The 14,049-nt window shown below is 62.3% G+C and carries 16 protein-coding genes and 2 pseudogenes; 7 read left to right on the top strand and 11 right to left on the bottom strand.

Annotated elements, in window-relative coordinates:
- Positions 1-31: 31 nt before the first annotated feature.
- Positions 32-157, bottom strand: a pseudogene (locus J7I85_RS25220) (ZIP family zinc transporter); the annotation flags it as partial.
- Positions 158-330: 173 nt separating this feature from the next.
- Here J7I85_RS25220 and J7I85_RS19335 point away from each other — a divergent pair.
- The 4 genes from J7I85_RS19335 to J7I85_RS19320 all read left to right on the top strand — a co-directional run bounded on the left by J7I85_RS19335 (position 331) and on the right by J7I85_RS19320 (position 2,766).
- A complete protein-coding gene (locus J7I85_RS19335; RefSeq protein ID WP_214855694.1) occupies positions 331-555 on the top strand; it encodes an isochorismatase family protein in 225 nt (74 codons plus the stop codon).
- Between the two features lie 2 nt (positions 556-557).
- On the top strand, positions 558-1,073 hold the full coding sequence (locus tag J7I85_RS19330) for a cysteine hydrolase family protein (protein WP_214855680.1): 516 nt from the start codon (positions 558-560) through the stop codon (positions 1,071-1,073).
- 449 nt (positions 1,074-1,522) lie between these two features.
- Entirely contained in the window at positions 1,523-1,948 is a 426-nt protein-coding gene (locus J7I85_RS19325; protein ID WP_214855678.1) for a GNAT family N-acetyltransferase, read from the top strand.
- A gap of 614 nt (positions 1,949-2,562) precedes the next feature.
- Positions 2,563-2,766 carry a cold-shock protein gene (locus tag J7I85_RS19320; protein ID WP_214855675.1) on the top strand — a complete coding sequence of 68 codons (204 nt, stop codon included), beginning with the start codon at positions 2,563-2,565 and terminating at the stop codon, positions 2,764-2,766.
- A gap of 634 nt (positions 2,767-3,400) precedes the next feature.
- Here J7I85_RS19320 and J7I85_RS19315 read toward each other — a convergent pair.
- The 6 genes from J7I85_RS19315 to J7I85_RS19290 form a co-directional block, all read right to left on the bottom strand.
- Positions 3,401-3,616 (bottom strand): hypothetical protein, encoded by a 216-nt coding sequence (locus J7I85_RS19315; protein WP_214855672.1) that lies wholly within the window; start codon positions 3,614-3,616, stop codon positions 3,401-3,403.
- Positions 3,617-4,626: 1,010 nt separating this feature from the next.
- The gene (locus J7I85_RS19310; RefSeq protein WP_214855669.1) at positions 4,627-5,505 is read right to left on the bottom strand and encodes a hypothetical protein; all 879 of its coding nucleotides are present in this window, start codon (positions 5,503-5,505) and stop codon (positions 4,627-4,629) included.
- A 254-nt stretch (positions 5,506-5,759) separates the two neighbouring features.
- Complete coding sequence (locus tag J7I85_RS19305; protein ID WP_251024572.1) at positions 5,760-5,951, bottom strand: DUF2188 domain-containing protein; 192 nt, start codon at positions 5,949-5,951, stop codon at positions 5,760-5,762.
- Positions 5,952-6,290: 339 nt separating this feature from the next.
- Positions 6,291-6,434, bottom strand: coding sequence for a hypothetical protein (locus J7I85_RS19300; RefSeq protein ID WP_214855666.1), 144 nt, complete (start codon positions 6,432-6,434; stop codon positions 6,291-6,293).
- 120 nt (positions 6,435-6,554) lie between these two features.
- Complete coding sequence (locus J7I85_RS19295; protein ID WP_214855663.1) at positions 6,555-7,070, bottom strand: putative immunity protein; 516 nt, start codon at positions 7,068-7,070, stop codon at positions 6,555-6,557.
- 826 nt (positions 7,071-7,896) lie between these two features.
- Positions 7,897-8,073, bottom strand: coding sequence for a CsbD family protein (locus J7I85_RS19290; protein WP_214855660.1), 177 nt, complete (start codon positions 8,071-8,073; stop codon positions 7,897-7,899).
- A 382-nt stretch (positions 8,074-8,455) separates the two neighbouring features.
- Here J7I85_RS19290 and J7I85_RS19285 point away from each other — a divergent pair, with 382 nt between their 5' ends.
- Positions 8,456-8,659, top strand: a complete 204-nt coding sequence (locus J7I85_RS19285) for a cold-shock protein (protein ID WP_214855657.1) — start codon at positions 8,456-8,458, stop codon at positions 8,657-8,659.
- Between the two features lie 325 nt (positions 8,660-8,984).
- Here J7I85_RS19285 and J7I85_RS19280 read toward each other — a convergent pair whose 3' ends face one another.
- The 3 genes from J7I85_RS19280 to J7I85_RS19270 all read right to left on the bottom strand — a co-directional run bounded on the left by J7I85_RS19280 (position 8,985) and on the right by J7I85_RS19270 (position 9,994).
- Positions 8,985-9,284, bottom strand: a complete 300-nt coding sequence (locus J7I85_RS19280) for an RNA polymerase sigma factor (RefSeq protein WP_214855654.1) — start codon at positions 9,282-9,284, stop codon at positions 8,985-8,987.
- A 184-nt stretch (positions 9,285-9,468) separates the two neighbouring features.
- Entirely contained in the window at positions 9,469-9,678 is a 210-nt protein-coding gene (locus J7I85_RS19275; protein ID WP_214855651.1) for a helix-turn-helix domain-containing protein, read from the bottom strand.
- A gap of 61 nt (positions 9,679-9,739) precedes the next feature.
- Complete coding sequence (locus J7I85_RS19270) at positions 9,740-9,994, bottom strand: hypothetical protein (protein WP_214855648.1); 255 nt, start codon at positions 9,992-9,994, stop codon at positions 9,740-9,742.
- Positions 9,995-10,540: 546 nt separating this feature from the next.
- On the opposite strand from J7I85_RS19270, the gene J7I85_RS19265 reads away from it, so the two are divergent.
- Positions 10,541-10,726: a hypothetical protein gene (locus J7I85_RS19265; RefSeq protein WP_214855645.1), complete on the top strand. Its 186-nt coding sequence runs from the start codon at positions 10,541-10,543 to the stop codon at positions 10,724-10,726.
- Positions 10,727-10,904: 178 nt separating this feature from the next.
- Entirely contained in the window at positions 10,905-11,666 is a 762-nt protein-coding gene (locus J7I85_RS25770) for a hypothetical protein (protein ID WP_308159553.1), read from the top strand.
- 499 nt (positions 11,667-12,165) lie between these two features.
- Here the strand turns inward: J7I85_RS25770 and J7I85_RS19255 are convergent.
- Positions 12,166-13,026 (bottom strand): annotated as a pseudogene (locus J7I85_RS19255) (PRC and DUF2382 domain-containing protein).
- Positions 13,027-14,049 lie beyond the last annotated feature (1,023 nt).

Here is a 14,049-nt window from a genome sequence, read left to right as displayed (position 1 = left end):
CCGCTTCATCCGCCGATCTGGTACACTTGGCGCTGCGCCCGGCCCACTTCACGCCCGCGGTGCTGGAGAGTCCTTCGGGAACATTGGAAATAAACACCGCAGCCAGCATGGCCGGACTCACCGCTCCGGCGGTCACCAGCCCTACGCCAAGCACCACCAAGTTGGATTAGTTCTGGATAACGGGGTTGCCCCACCTTGCGAGCAGTGTGGATGGGGTTTGACGGCCTGTTGCCTCACTAGGATGCCAGACTTAAAATGCTGACATAGCGCAAACTTCTTCCCACTATCGCGGCGGGCGCTGTCAGGTGTCCTCGTCACAGGAGGGCGCACATGGCACAGCAAGACATGGTGACGGTCGAGGCTCGGCCCGGGCCTTTCGGTCTCGATCTCGGCCACGCGGCGGTGATTGTCGTCGACATGACGAACGACTTCGGATCGACGGGTGGCATGTTCGAACGGGCCGGCATCGACATCGCCCCGATCCGAGCAGCCGTCGGGCCAATCGTTCGCGTCGTGGACGCGGCGCGTAAGGCGGGGATCCCATCGTTTATCTGAAGATGGCGTTCCGGCCCGATCTCTCCGACCTCGGGCCAGATCATGCGACCAACCGCCAGCGTCACCTGTTCATGGGCGCAGGTCAACCGGTCGTGGCGCCGGACGGCACCCCCAGTCGCCTGCTTGTCCGCGACACCTGGAACACCGACATCGTCGATGAGTTGGCGCCGGCCCCCGGGGATCACGTTATTTACAAGCACCGCTTCAGTGGCTTCTTCCAGACCGACCTCGAAGGGCTGCTTCGGAGTCAGGCGGTCCGGGATATCATCTTTACGGGCTGCACGACGAGCATCTGCGTCGAGTCGACGCTCAGAGATGCGATGTTCCGGGACTTCCGCTGCCTCCTGCTTGAAGACTGCACTGCCGAGCCCATCGGCGCTGCGGCTGATCGCACCAATCACGAGGCATCGTTGCTCTCTATCGAGACACTCTTCGGATGGGTGGCCACATCGACCGCGCTGCTCCACGAGCTCTCGGCGGCGGCACCTGCAGATCTTCGTCACGCCGCCACCGGCTGAGACACGGCCCTGGTAGCCGCCCGCTCCCTGCCTGCTGCAGAAACCCAGAAAGCCGCGCCACGCTCCCACGTGGCGCGGCTTTCCTGTGGGTTCGACACTTAGAGGTCATGTGGGCAACTTTGCACTGCACTTTCCCTTGATCATCTACAGGCCGGAGACCGGCCACAGGGGCCGGACAAGCAATGGGTTGGTGGAACGGTGAGACTGGCGCACAGGGCGGCGCCCGCATCCGCCGAGAGAACCAGGCAGCTGCGTGATGGTCGCCGCCGAGGATGACGATCGCCAGGCCGACCTCGCGGCCGGATTCCAGTCCGTACCGACCAACGACGCGGAACTGGAACGGTTGGAGGACGCATGACCAGCCACCTGACCGAGGCTGCCTGGAGTATCGATCGTCCCGGCAGCGCAGGGTGCGCGGTCATGATGAGCAGTCATGCGACACTAGTCCGATGTCCGGGTTCATCACCTTCACTTCCAGCGAGTTCTCCGATGCCGAAGTTCTGTCTCTGTACGAGTCTGTAGGCTGGTCCGCTTATACCCGGGACCGGGAACTGCTCATCAGGGCGATCCGAAGCTCCTCGTTCGTCGTCACGGCCCGGAACGATGGCGGTGGGCTTGTTGGCCTCGCACGGGTAGTCTCCGACGATGCGACTATCTGCTTCCTGCAGGACATCCTGGTGCGGCCGGCGTTCCAGAAGGAAGGGGTAGGTCGGGCACTGCTGGAGCATGTCCTCGCGAGATACCAGCATGTCCGACAGACTGTGCTCATCACTGACGATGAACCAGGGCAACGGGCCTTCTATGAAGCGATGGGGTTCACCGAGGGGTCGAACTTCAGCCCGGCACCCATCCGGGTATTTGCGCAATTTCGTTAGTCGAATTTTCTCCGGAAGCCCATCGCCGCGACACTCGGTACCGCACGGGTCGGGTCCACATGGAGGGAGTTGGGTGCCGTCGAGGACCTCGACCTGGACTTCGACCTGGAGGACTATTCTCTGAGTGCCGTCGGCAAGAAGCCGGTACCGCGGCATCGAGCAGGACCGGCAAGGAGCAATGTTCAAACCTGTGATTGTTGGTTGAGAACGGTGATCAATTCACAGCTAGGAATGGTGGTTGGTGCCGGACACACTGAACAATGAAGTGAGGGACTGTGCTGCCCCACTGGCAACCGCGGTGCAGAGGAATCTGACGTTCCCCTCGACCTGGCTGGCCTCGCCGAGGTCATCGAGGTGCACGCTTCCTGAGCTGGAGCGTGAAACGCTCGCCCATGCTCCGGTCGCGGCAATCAGCGCAGAAGGAGCGGCCGCCATCCCGCTGAACCGCCGTTGACCAGCACAAACGTCAGGCCGTCTAAACGTCGCAGTCGGGGTGCGGGCAGTCGGCTGGTGGTTGCCTGGGTCAAGCCCGGCACATAGGCTCAACCCTGTGGGTGGCGGGGACGGTATTCCGAGTAGCGGAACCGACCGGCGACCCGTGAAGGAAACAGCAGATGGCAACAGGTACGGTCAAGTGGTTCAACGCCGAAAAGGGCTTCGGTTTCATCGCCCCCGACGACGGAAGCGCTGACGTGTTCGCACACTATTCGGCAATCACCTCCAGCGGTTACCGCTCACTGGAGGAGAACCAGAAGGTTCAGTTCGACGTCACCCAGGGGCCCAAGGGCCCGCAGGCGGAAAACATCAGCCCGCTCTAAGCGGTCGCTCTAAGTGGTGAGTGCCGTGGCTGGACAGCGCGACTGACCAGCCACGGCACAATGCTGACTACCTGCCCCAGCGGGCCATCTCCGGCACGCCGGCGTAGTGCATGATCGTGCCGCCTGGAACTTCTGGCTCCAGGCGGCCAAAACTGGAGCCCTTGACGAGCTCGGAGACCGGGTATCGCCGAACTGACCGGCCTGGACCTGGCCCAACTGATTGCCGTGAACCGGATACCGATTGCCGCGACACTCGGTACCGCGTGGTCGGGTCCACATGGCGGGAGTTGGCCAATCTCGAGGACCCCGACCTGGACTTCGACCTGAAGGACTAGCCTCGCTAGCCTCTGAGTGCCGCCGGCAATAAGCCGGGATGGGCGGCAGCAAACGTCGACCGCCCGTGCGCCGCCCAGCCGAAATGCCTCTGGGGGTTTCCCAGAAGGCCTTGCGTGAATGGAACCATTTGCGCGCTGAGCGCACTTGTCCGGACGGCGTCTGGACAAGTGGTCCGAACGTCTTCGCCTGGGCATGGACCGTTTCGCCTAGATCCATGCCGGATTCCATAAGGTCGGGCCTCTCGTGGGCGAGCATCTCTGCGATGCCCATCATCTCCGAGTCGACCGCATCCATGGTGTCAAAGCAAATCGATGGTGCCGGCATCAGGAACAATCCTGAAGAAGGCGTCTCGGAGCACATCTTCGCCGTCGCCTTCCTCGTCGTTCCAGTCGGCACCCTGTAGGGTCACGGTCGAGTCCATTGAAAAATCGGACGGGTCGTGCTCGGCTCCGGGGATGCCTACCCACTTGCAGCTGTACCGGAAGGTCAGGTAATCGGGTTCGAGAGCGGGCACGGTCAGTCCCTTACGGAGCAGGATTGAGGAACGGAGTTGTCCCAAAGGAGCGGTTGCTGGACGCCGTTCCGCGGAGCACGACAGGCGGATTCGGCTGCACTCCCATCAGGTAGCGCCGGCCCTGGGCACCAGGATGCTGTCTCTGCACAGCAACGGGCGGGCCCACCCACGGTAACGAACCGGCCGTGAGGAAAAGAGTGTCCGCCACTGCCCTGCCTGCGCAGATGCGTAGTCACATGAACCGAAAGACAGGTATCGATTATCCGTATCCATAGGCGCTAACAAGGTGTTAACTATCAGTAGGGCGGTAGTACTGTTGAGGCCCTGGCGGTGACTCATGTCGCCGGTAACAGGTGATTTCCGGACGGGAACGTCCGGTATGAAACGGGGCCGGCGACTGAGTGCCTCTGAGACCAGGCACACCCCCAGCTGGTCGTCGGCCCCCCGAATAGTCCTGATGGTCCGAGGCGCGGACCGCCGAAATGTGATCGGCATGGCGCGGAGCTGGGTGCGCCGTTGCAGCACGACTTCGACCTCTCTACAGGCTGTGCGCTGATGCGGACCCGGCACGAATTGCCACGCTACCTAGTTCAAGGGACTGCTCTTCCGGGGGCTGCAGCCGTTCTGGCAGTACAACCTCCGCAGGGGACAGGGGACAGGGGACAGGGGACAGGCACGGATGAGGCGGAGCGGTACAACCAGGAAGCTCTGGTGGTTTCTAGCAGACGGTACGGTGCCCATGGCCCGGTCGCCTGGCCCTATGGCGGGCAGCGCACCTGGTTCCCGAAGCTGAAGAAGTTTCCAGGGAAGCCAATCCGCCGTCGCCGACGGTCCTCGGGGTCCTGTGAAGGGATGCCGGGAGAATCTTTTGTTCGACTGGAAATGTTCTCGAGTCACGGGAACAGCCACGGTTGATGTTCTCAACGGTGGCTGTTCCTTGCCGTATCTGGCGTACATCGGAGGGGGCCGGCATGCATGACTACAGCGGGTGAGGGTTGGAGTCAGATGAATTACTTGGTGGGGGTGCCACCGGCGGATGTTTCGGCGCTGGGCTGGGCGTGGTTGTCGGCTCCGTCCGCACCGCTGCTTCCGTCCGATGTTCCAGTGGCGGGATCGGGCGTGCTCGGCGGTACCGGGTTGTCCGCACCGGCTGGCGCCGTGGGTTCCGCACTTGGTGTCGGCTCGCTTGTGAGGGTGGGTGTCACCGTCGGCTGTTCGGTCGGGTCTGTGGCCGGGTCCGTGGCCACGGTACTCGGCTCAACTGCCGGGGCGCTGGGTTTCGGGTCCGTGGCGGGAGTGTCCGTGCTGTCCCTGGCATATGACACGACCTGGGAAATGCTCTCCTGGAGAGTGCTGGTTCCATTCGATAGGGCAACACCTGTGGCTGACTGGATGCCAAGAATCGACCCCACTCCAATGACGAAGATGGTGGCTGTTCCACCGATAGCCATCCGGGCCTTCCGGCCCCTGGATGACTTGTGGGGGGCATGCTGGGCATCGGCCATGCCCTCCCAAGGCTGCTCCAGCGGCAAGGCCGTAGCGGAGGCCTTGCTGGAGGCGGCCCGGTCGATGCTGGCGGTGTCCGCGGCCATCTGTGGGCGCGTTGTCCGGGCGGCATCCGTGACGCGTCTGGGCACAACGCGCTTGATCTGCTGGTGGCTCTTTTCCAGGGAGGCGTGAAACAGCGGCACTGCTATGGCCGATACAACGCTGAGGATAAAGGCACCGACCACGGTTCCAGCCAGGCCGAGGTGCCCGCCAATGACGGAAGCCACTGCGGCGGCGCCCCCGCCGGCGATGAGCTGGATAAGGCTCAGACCGAGGCCCTTCTTGGTTTGGGTGGCCTTCTCGGCTGGTTCTTCAGTGTCTTGGTTGCCAGTTTTCGTCATTTTTTCCAGCTTTGTCCGTGCAGGCAGTTCTGCGTCGATGGGTCACATGATCCTCCAAATGGGTGTTCGACCCATCGGCGGTGCATCCTTTAGGTTTCCATGCCCACCCGGGACTTTCTTCAACTTTGTCCCGAAGGTAAGCAACGACACAGTCGGGATGCTCCCCGGCGGCGTGCTGTGTTAGCAGATGCGTTTACTGGTGTTGGAGACATTGTGCCGTTTGCCTTTCGACCACCCCTTGGCCTTTTCGACCGTCAGCCGGGGATGTTCCTGGGATCATTGCCGTTACTGTTCTTCCCGGAAACCTGGCCGTCCTGGTTCTTGATGACGTGCTCCACGTTGTCCGCTTTAGCCGTGTCACGACCAACGGCGGCTGCTTCGTCCTTGGTGCTGTAGCCGGCTCCGAACGCCCCGCTTGGCGCCTTCAGGCTTGTTCTTCCATGCAACGTCTTCGTAGTAGGTCTCAATGTCACCCTGAGCCATTGCCTAACTCCTTCTGCTGTTTCGGGTTACTGACAGCTGCTGCACCAGGCGCAGGCAGAGAAAAGCCCCGCAGCACCAGTCGGTATTGCGGGGCTTCCCTGGCAACCACTCCGCCTGATGGGGGGACAAGCGGAGAAGCTGAAACCAAACTAATAGAAAGCAGGCTTACTTTTTCAAATCGGGCGGTGGAAGCATGGCACCCTTCCAGCCCGGGAGCGACCGAGCTGTGGCAGGACCGACCGTCAGTTCGTGTCCGGTCTTCAAGCAGCAGCGATCAGCGGCAAACGGACGGCGATGTTGTGTCAGGACAGGCGCCGGAAGTAACCGGGCTTCACCTGAATCAGGATGGGCAGTGCCAGCTGGACGGGAGCGGAGCCGACTGGGTCGTCGAGCAGCTCGTTGATCGAGCTCTGCCCTTTCAGTTCCCCGGATGTGTCCCTTTCCATGCCTTGACCCTAGACACGAGCCGTCGGCCCCTGATTCTTAGACACGCGGACCGGTCTGTTTCGTGTGCGCGGATCGCGGCAGTCTCTGAGGACTGCTGGGGCTCTCAGCCCCACGGCCGTTCAGCAGTCAAACACCGACCAGCAGGGGTCGTTCCGCAACCGCTGGTCGTCGAGCGCGAGCTCGCGAATCGCCTCCGGGAGATGGTCACGCTGCCATCGGCACTCGAGTCGCCCTGCGGCATCGCTCTCGCCCTCGGGCGCGGCAGCACGTGCGGCTTTGATCGCGTAGGCGGCCGCGCCGAGTTCGTGCGCGGCGACGTGTGCGACGGCCCCTGCCTGGCCAGCAGCATACGCGGCATGCCTTGCTGCCCCACGCAGGTTTCTGGCCGCGCCCATTGAATGGCCACCTGCCGCGCGAGCCTGCATCATCTTGACCTCACCGCGCACCCAGGCGCGGGCGTGCTCGATCGCTTCCCGTGGTCGTGGGTCCTCAGGCTGAACAGACTCGAACAGGTGAAGGACGTGCTCCGCGCACGAGGCCGCCCAAAGAGCTAGGAGATGGTGATCCCAATCAGTGAGGGTCCCACCGCGACGGAGCGTGATGAAGCGAAGGTCCTGAACCTTCGGGAGGATCATGATTGTGCGCTCCTTCTAATGGAATGGGCCGCACCTTTTAACCGTAGCCTCGTTCGAGGCTCAGAGCGGCCTCCAGGCGTTGCGTCCTGATTTGGGGATCCCTCGCACATTTGGTCCTCGGCATGAGCGAGCATCCCGCAAGCAGAACCGTCTCGGTGATTTTCAGGGCCTGAACACGGTGTGGTGTGCAAGCTGAGCGGCGACCGCAATCGGCAGCACCCGCTGGTGCAGACGACCTCTGAAACTGACAGCCCTTATCGGACGGGCGCTCCATCTTCTCGGGCGTCACCCAGACGGTCTGTACGACCGACCAGGGGCCGATCACCCTTCGCCAGAACTGACCCGAAGGGTTAGCAACCGCTGACCCTGCAGCCCTCAAACGCCGCAGCGCGTTTCCCGACTGCACCGAGGGACAGAATGGCGGTTAAATCGCAGCTCAGAATGGCGGTTCTGCGGCGGCGCCGGAGCTCTCTCCCGCTGGTCCCAAAGCTACGGTTCCCGTTCCGTGGGCACAAGGACCACGGCCGCTGACGGTAATTAGGGCCGGGAGGTCCTCCTGGCCGCGTGCGCTGTCAGATCAGTTCACCGCAACCTAGAACTGCGACTTGTGAACGGAACATACACCCGACCACACCGGGAGAGTTCAAGAATCTGCCTCCACTTGGGCACCTCCCGAGCGGCTAACAGACCAACACGCGCAATCGCGACCCGTTGACTCTTCGCGTCGCGACAGATGATCTTGCCGCAATCCTTGATCGCCATAGCCTGATCGAGGCCAAGCGAAAGGGTGCACCTCTGGGGGAGATGCATCCTTGCTCGCGTCAGATCAGTCCTTTTTGAAGGTGTCCTTGACCTTCTCGCCAGCCTGCTTCAAGTCACCTTTGGCCTGATCGGCCTGGCCTTCGGCCTTCAGGCTGTCATCGCCCGTGGTCGCTCCGGCTGCTTCCTTGCCCTTACCGCCGGCCTTCTCTGCGGTGTTTTCGATCTTGTCGCCTAGTCCCATGATGTTCCTCCTCTGGTCGGCGGCCGTTCGTGCCAGCCGAAAATATCATAAGCATGCTTAGCAAGCAGTACCACCAGGCAACAGGGAGTCGTTCTTACAAACGAAGGATTCCGAGACGGGTTCGAATCGAGCGAATCGAGAATCGCCGTCGTGCCGCCGCCTATGCCTGTATCGGCGTAAAGTTGTAACCGGCCGGCGGCGGACAGCCGACTGGTGTCCCCCCATGCCAGCGGCCCCCAGCTCCGTCGTCGGTCCTTTACTCCGCCGCTGTTGCCCTTGCGCCCGAGGAATGCCCGCCCTACGTTAGTGACCAGCGGCGAAGAACTCCGCACGCCGGCACGGGAGTGCCGCGGTGAGACGAAGAGTTCCTTGGGGGCAGCGCATGGCAACAGGCACCGTGAAATGGTTTAACGCCGAAAAGGGCTTTGGCTTCATCGCGCCGGACGACGGATCGGGAGACATCTTTGCCCACTACACCGCGATCACCGGTAGCGGCTACCGACCACTGGAAGACAGCCAAAAAGTAGAGTTCGAAGTTGCCCACGGCCCCACGGGCCCGCAAGCGGAAAACATCCGTCCCCTGTAATCGCTCGGCGGCACTTCCGGCTTTGGAAGGTGCGTACCTCCGGGTTGGGGCACCGTGGGCCGATACCCCTTATATTCCCCCTCACATTCCTTGCAGAAGTTCAGCCCATTAGCTTCCCTGGCCGGTTGTGAGCGGTGACGGACCAGAGGGCACTGTGCACAGGCCGCTAGATGGGGCTCCAGTGGCTTCGATAATTTCGTTATCTGCGTAGGTCGGTCGGCCCTGACCGGCACGTTGTCGTATCCGAGGGATACGAGTGGCTGGGCCCTCGGGCCGGGAACAGGCCAGCCGGCTACGGAACCCGAAGCCCTGCGCTCACGGCCGGTTAAGGTTGCGGGCTCTGGTTGAGGAAGCTGCGGATTGCCTTCAGCGCAGAGAGAGCCCGAGCATTTACCGTGCGGGTCGGAATGTTCAGCTGCACGGCCACTTCGCTCACCGGGAACCTGCAGTAATGCAGCGCCACCAGGACCTCCCGTTGTTCCCTGTCTAGCCTTGTCAGCGCTTCCTCGATTAGTGCCCGTTTGAAGGCTCCTTCGACCTGCCCGGCCCCATTTTCGGGTCTTTGTGCCGGTATCCGTTTCTCCACTTCGAGCCCGTCTTCCGTCCGATGGGCAGAGTGCGGCATGACTCTGCATTATTGAAGCCCTGATTCATGAGCTGAATAGGGCGGGCACGTTCATTCGTCTTCCCCGGCGGCCCGGCTTCAACCGTCTCTTCCGATCGGTGGCCTCTGCGGCCCTTGCAAGTGATCAGGTGTGGCGACGATCGTTGGCGTCCACCCTGTCACTACCGTGAATCAACTGCCGTCGTCATGGAGCCTCTGATCGCTTTTCGCAGGTGCCAGCCTTTTTGATGTACTCTTCGACGGCGTTCTCAGGAATGCGGTAGGAGTTGCCGAAACGCACAGAGGCCAAGGCATGGGCCCGGGCCAGCCGATATACGGTCATCTTGGACACACGCAGCATCGTGGCCACCTCGGCGATGGTCAGGTACTGGTTGGGTACGTTTGCAATGGACATCTCACTTCGACTCTCGCGGGTTCGGATCAGGTCGCTGGATTACGTTGGTTTGGCCTGGTCGCTAGTCCGGCCGCCGTAGTTGCCGATAGTCGTAGAAGAGGATTTGATCTGCGGTCTGAAGCCCCACGAACGTGCCGTTTTTGACGGCCACGATGCCTTCATTGCGGCCGTTGAAGGGATCATCGCCGACGACTACCTCTCCGAGCTTGTAGGGAACAGGTACCGTGCGTGCACGGGCCAGGGTTTGGTGGACAAATGCGGACAATCGCCGGACTCGCGTGCTGACTGCCGGTGCGCCGGCATGAATTTCCCCCATTGAAATTCTCCTTAATGTGGGTGCAGGCCCGGTGGCAGGAGATCGGTTCTCCGCGCGGGGTAGCACCACATAATTCAGGGTAACCGCAAGTCACACCCGTAACAATAGGTATCACTTGCCTCATGGGTCACTTTTTGATAAAAGCCTCCTGCTGCTGCAAAGTGACAATGTTTGGCCCTTGCAAGATCGCGTCCGCGCCCAGATGCGGGCGTGTTCGGTTTCGAGGCAGTAGTGCACCCTTGGTGCCCTCTAGGCCGGTGGCGCGTCACCGCTTAAAAGATGGGTTGTGCAATGAAACTGGTGCCGCTGCAGGCCTGGCAACCTGTAATTCTAGGCCCGTCCGGGTGTCATTCCGGGGAGGTGCCACCTGCTCCGGCGACTACAGGGGGTTCAAGTGGCCGGTGTCACTTCGGCGTGCTTGGCAATGTCCGCACGCCTGCCCAGGTGAGGGCCCTCCGCAGATGCCCTTCCAATTTCTCGGACTTGTCACGGTCCTCTCGCCCCGCGGGCTGTTAGCGTGGAGGCCCAGCATATGAAGGAGGAGCGATGACGATCAACTCACCTGATTCACTGCCCGAGGACGAACCGCAAAAGGAGACGTCCGATACACAGGGCAGGGACGACGGCGGGATCCCTCAGGGTGGGGACGGTATTGGTATCGCTGCCGATGCGGAGCCCAACACATTCGAACCCGAAGAGGACGCTGGCGCCACGGAGGAGCCAAGCCGCTAAGGCACCACCCTTCGAGGATCCGACCGCTCAGGTATTCAATCAATGTCCCGCTGGACGGCTGCGTGGATCACCGCGCGATACTCGCAGATGAGGAGGGTCACCGGTACGCAGCCGATAACATCGCCCGAGCTGACGCTCTGCTGTTCGGCCGAGTGACCTACCAGGTGATGGAGAGCGCATGGCGTCCGCCAGCATCGAACGCATGCCCGACTGGACGCAGCCCTTCGCCCGCACAATCGACGTGGCGAAGAAGTACGTCGTATCGAGCACCTTGGATGGGGTCGAGAACGCGGAGCTCGTGCGCGGGGATCTCAGAACAGCCGTGCAGCAGTTCAAGGAGGCTCCGGGCGTCGGACTGCTCGTATGCGGCATGACACTCGGGTTTTCCCAGCAGGAGTCCTTGGTAAACCATTGCGCGATGGCCAGGTCCGGGCCGACGGCGCAGATCCGGCCGTCACAGGGGATGGCCAGGGGAGTGCCGGCGGAGGTGAAGCGGACGTCTATCGGGGTGTTGAGGGTGGCTGCTTCCCGGGCGATGCTCTTTGTGGTGTTCCTTCGTGGTGTCGTGCCTGGCGTACGGGTCTCAGGCGGCTTTGACGAGGGGGAGTCCGTCCCAGTACCTTTCCCAAACCGCTTTTCGGACGTAGGCTTGGGGCGACCCACTCGCCTGTATCGGGCGGCGGGCCACGCCCAGCCCAGGAAGGCAGCATCGATGGAGATGGACATCAGGGGGAACTGGGATAGGCTCAGCCCCTCCACGCAGCAATGGCTAACCGAGAACCCAGGATCCGCGATCTTGCCGCGGACGATGGCCGCCGTGATCTGCAAGGAGATCGGCAAACCAGCAGACCGTGACCTGCACGGGGGCTCGCTGCTGTCACAGGAGGACCGCGAATTCATCCTGGACAAAGCCGGTTCCGCCAGCTCAGCAGGGCCTTAGCTTAGGTTCTTCGGGCCTGCATCGCCGCCGCAGACCCAGGACAGCGGGTCATGACCGCAGCCGGGGTTCACCAGGGCCTTTCGCTTCCGCGCCAGCCCTCGGCGGCCCCGGTGGTTACCACGGAACGTATCCTCAGTTCCGTGTAAGAACGTTCTCCCGGCGGAGTATCCGGGATGTCGGCGTTCGAGGCCTCCGGGGTTGCGAAGTCGACTTTCGCCGGAGCTCTCTCCCGCTGGTCCCAAAGCTACGGTTCCCGTTCCGTGGGCACAAGGACCAGGGCCGCTGACGGTAATTAGGGCCGGGAGGTCCTCCTGGCCGCGTGCGCTGTCAGATCAGTTCACCGCAACCTAGAACTGCGACTTGTGAACGGAACATACACCCGACCACACCGGGAGAGTTCAAGAATCTGCCTCCACTTGGGCACCTCCCGAGCGGCTAACAGACCAACACGCGCAATCGCGACCCGTTGACTCTTCGCGTCGCGACAGATGATCTTGCCTTAATCCTTGATCGCCATAGCCTGATCGACGCCAAGCGGAAGGGTGCACCTCTGGGGGAGATGCATCCTTGCTGGCGTCAGATCAGTCCTTTTTTCCTTGTCCAGGCGGACGCGTTCAACCGGGACCGTTTCCTTTTCCACGACGGGGGCGCTCTTCGTGCAGGATGACTTCGTGTTCTTCCTCGCTGATGGCCTGTCCGTCCATGGCGGCGCCGACGTTGGCGTCGGTGATCGGTTCACGCTCGATCCGGACTTCCTCGCGGCTGACGGGAACGGTCTGGGTGACGTTTTCCGTGGTGACGTATTTGCGTAGCCGTGCCCGGCCGGTCGCCTGCCTTTCGGTGCCGACGTTCAGGCGTTCCTCGGAGCGGGTCATCGCATCGTCAGTCTCGGGCCCGAAGTGTCCCTACCCACGGTTCCACGTTCGTCGTAGTCTCTGGTCGTTCCGGTGTCCGCGGTGTCCGCGGTGTCCCTGTAGCCTCCGGCCCCGCCGGTGGATGAGTCGTTCCGGCCGGTCGTGGCGTCAGTGTAGGTGCGCTGGCCGCCGCCGAGCCGGTAGTGCTCGTAGAGGCGGTCTTCCTCGGCCGGTTCCAGGTGCCCGTCCGGGTCAACGCCGGGCGCATCCTTGACCTGGTCCTTGGTGTAGGGGATGACGATGTCTTCGCCTTCCACCCGGGCACCTTCGAGCGGAACGAAGGATTCCCGGGTGCCGAACAGGCCGGTCTTGACGGTCACCCAGTTGGGCTGGCCGGTGTCGTCGTCGGCGTAGACCTGGCCGACGCTGCCGATCTTTACCCCGTCAGTACTCAAAACGTTGCCACGGCCGGCGGGCAGGCGGTCGAGGTGTTCATTGGTGATCACAGTGATTCTCCTATTCGATCCCTCATTCTGCTTCTCTATCCGAGGGCATGCCAGAGGCGAAGGGCCGCAGTCCGGCCTTCAGTGTCGGTGGGGGACGGCCTGGCCGTCTTCGACGCAGAAACCCTCGCTAGCCAAAAGTTATTCACACCCCCGCGCAAGAAAGCAGGGGTACTTACTAGTTCGCTGGTCCGTTGCTGTGCATGCGCCCATTCCGTTGCCCGCTGTCTTTGCTGGTTCGATCATCCGGCCGGCAACTTGAGAAGCGGGCGCTGTCACCGCAGTTTCAGGTCAACAGCATTTGCTGCGGGAGGGCAGCAATGGAGACCGCACAGGTCGTGGGAGCCTGGCCGCGGACTGGGGTAGCCGCCAGATCCAAGGAGGGGTGAATCACGGCCTCCGCCGCCGGCCCGGTACAAGCATGGGCTTGCGTCATTGGAAGAATGTTGGGGCTCCTTGTGGGATTAACGGCAGGGGAGCGGGGCTGTTTAGCCCTAGCCGCAAGGTTGCCTACCTTTTTCCCGAGGTGGCCGGGACATACTGGGCCTGTCCTAAAGGAACCGGAGATTAGCGCCCCGGTTTCTTTCAGAACTGCCGGGACCGGACGCATTCCCCCTTGCACGCCGGACCCGGCCGCACATCCTCGGTTGCCGCACACGCTTTAGTGCTTCTTCGCCCATCCGCGGCAGCACCGGATCCGGGCTGCGACTAGGCACACCCCCGCCGGTCGTCGGCCCCCCGAACCTGACGGTCAGTGACAAAGGATGTCCGCACTTTTGGTGGATGCCAGCGGACGATGGCCATTCCCCGGAAGTTGGACTGAGAAATGCAGTTCTTCTTCCGGGGAGCAGTTCTTAGCACGGGCCCCTAGTTTGTGTTCTCTTAGATATGGCCTGCGGCAAGGTCGGGGTCAGCATCAGGATCCGCGACGCTGTCATCCTTCACTGTTGACGAGGGCACGGGTTTGTCACCGGGTGCCTGCAAGGAACGCCACACACCTGCTCCGCTTGCGACGATGGCAACAAG

Source organism: Arthrobacter sp. ISL-65, from assembly GCF_018613795.1.
In the GTDB taxonomy this organism is placed as follows: domain Bacteria; phylum Actinomycetota; class Actinomycetes; order Actinomycetales; family Micrococcaceae; genus Arthrobacter.
Note: the sequence above shows the minus strand (reverse complement) of the source record. Positions and strands in the feature narration are given on the sequence as shown.

Bases quoted from the DNA above. Each gene is read 5' to 3' on its own strand.
- J7I85_RS19295 (WP_214855663.1), bottom strand. From the start codon at position 7,070: ATGATCCTCCCGAAGGTTCAGGACCTTCGCTTCATCACGCTCCGTCGC.
- J7I85_RS19270 (WP_214855648.1), bottom strand. From the start codon at position 9,994: ATGGGGGAAATTCATGCCGGCGCACCGGCAGTCAGCACGCGAGTCCGG.
- J7I85_RS19310 (WP_214855669.1), bottom strand. From the start codon at position 5,505: ATGACGAAAACTGGCAACCAAGACACTGAAGAACCAGCCGAGAAGGCC.
- J7I85_RS25770 (WP_308159553.1), top strand. From the start codon at position 10,905: ATGGCGTCCGCCAGCATCGAACGCATGCCCGACTGGACGCAGCCCTTC.
- J7I85_RS19325 (WP_214855678.1), top strand. From the start codon at position 1,523: ATGTCCGGGTTCATCACCTTCACTTCCAGCGAGTTCTCCGATGCCGAA.
- J7I85_RS19290 (WP_214855660.1), bottom strand. From the start codon at position 8,073: ATGGGACTAGGCGACAAGATCGAAAACACCGCAGAGAAGGCCGGCGGT.
- J7I85_RS19285 (WP_214855657.1), top strand. From the start codon at position 8,456: ATGGCAACAGGCACCGTGAAATGGTTTAACGCCGAAAAGGGCTTTGGC.
- J7I85_RS19320 (WP_214855675.1), top strand. From the start codon at position 2,563: ATGGCAACAGGTACGGTCAAGTGGTTCAACGCCGAAAAGGGCTTCGGT.
- J7I85_RS19330 (WP_214855680.1), top strand. From the start codon at position 558: ATGGCGTTCCGGCCCGATCTCTCCGACCTCGGGCCAGATCATGCGACC.
- J7I85_RS19275 (WP_214855651.1), bottom strand. From the start codon at position 9,678: ATGTCCATTGCAAACGTACCCAACCAGTACCTGACCATCGCCGAGGTG.
- J7I85_RS19300 (WP_214855666.1), bottom strand. From the start codon at position 6,434: ATGGAAAGGGACACATCCGGGGAACTGAAAGGGCAGAGCTCGATCAAC.
- J7I85_RS19335 (WP_214855694.1), top strand. From the start codon at position 331: ATGGCACAGCAAGACATGGTGACGGTCGAGGCTCGGCCCGGGCCTTTC.
- J7I85_RS19265 (WP_214855645.1), top strand. From the start codon at position 10,541: ATGACGATCAACTCACCTGATTCACTGCCCGAGGACGAACCGCAAAAG.
- J7I85_RS19280 (WP_214855654.1), bottom strand. From the start codon at position 9,284: ATGCCGCACTCTGCCCATCGGACGGAAGACGGGCTCGAAGTGGAGAAA.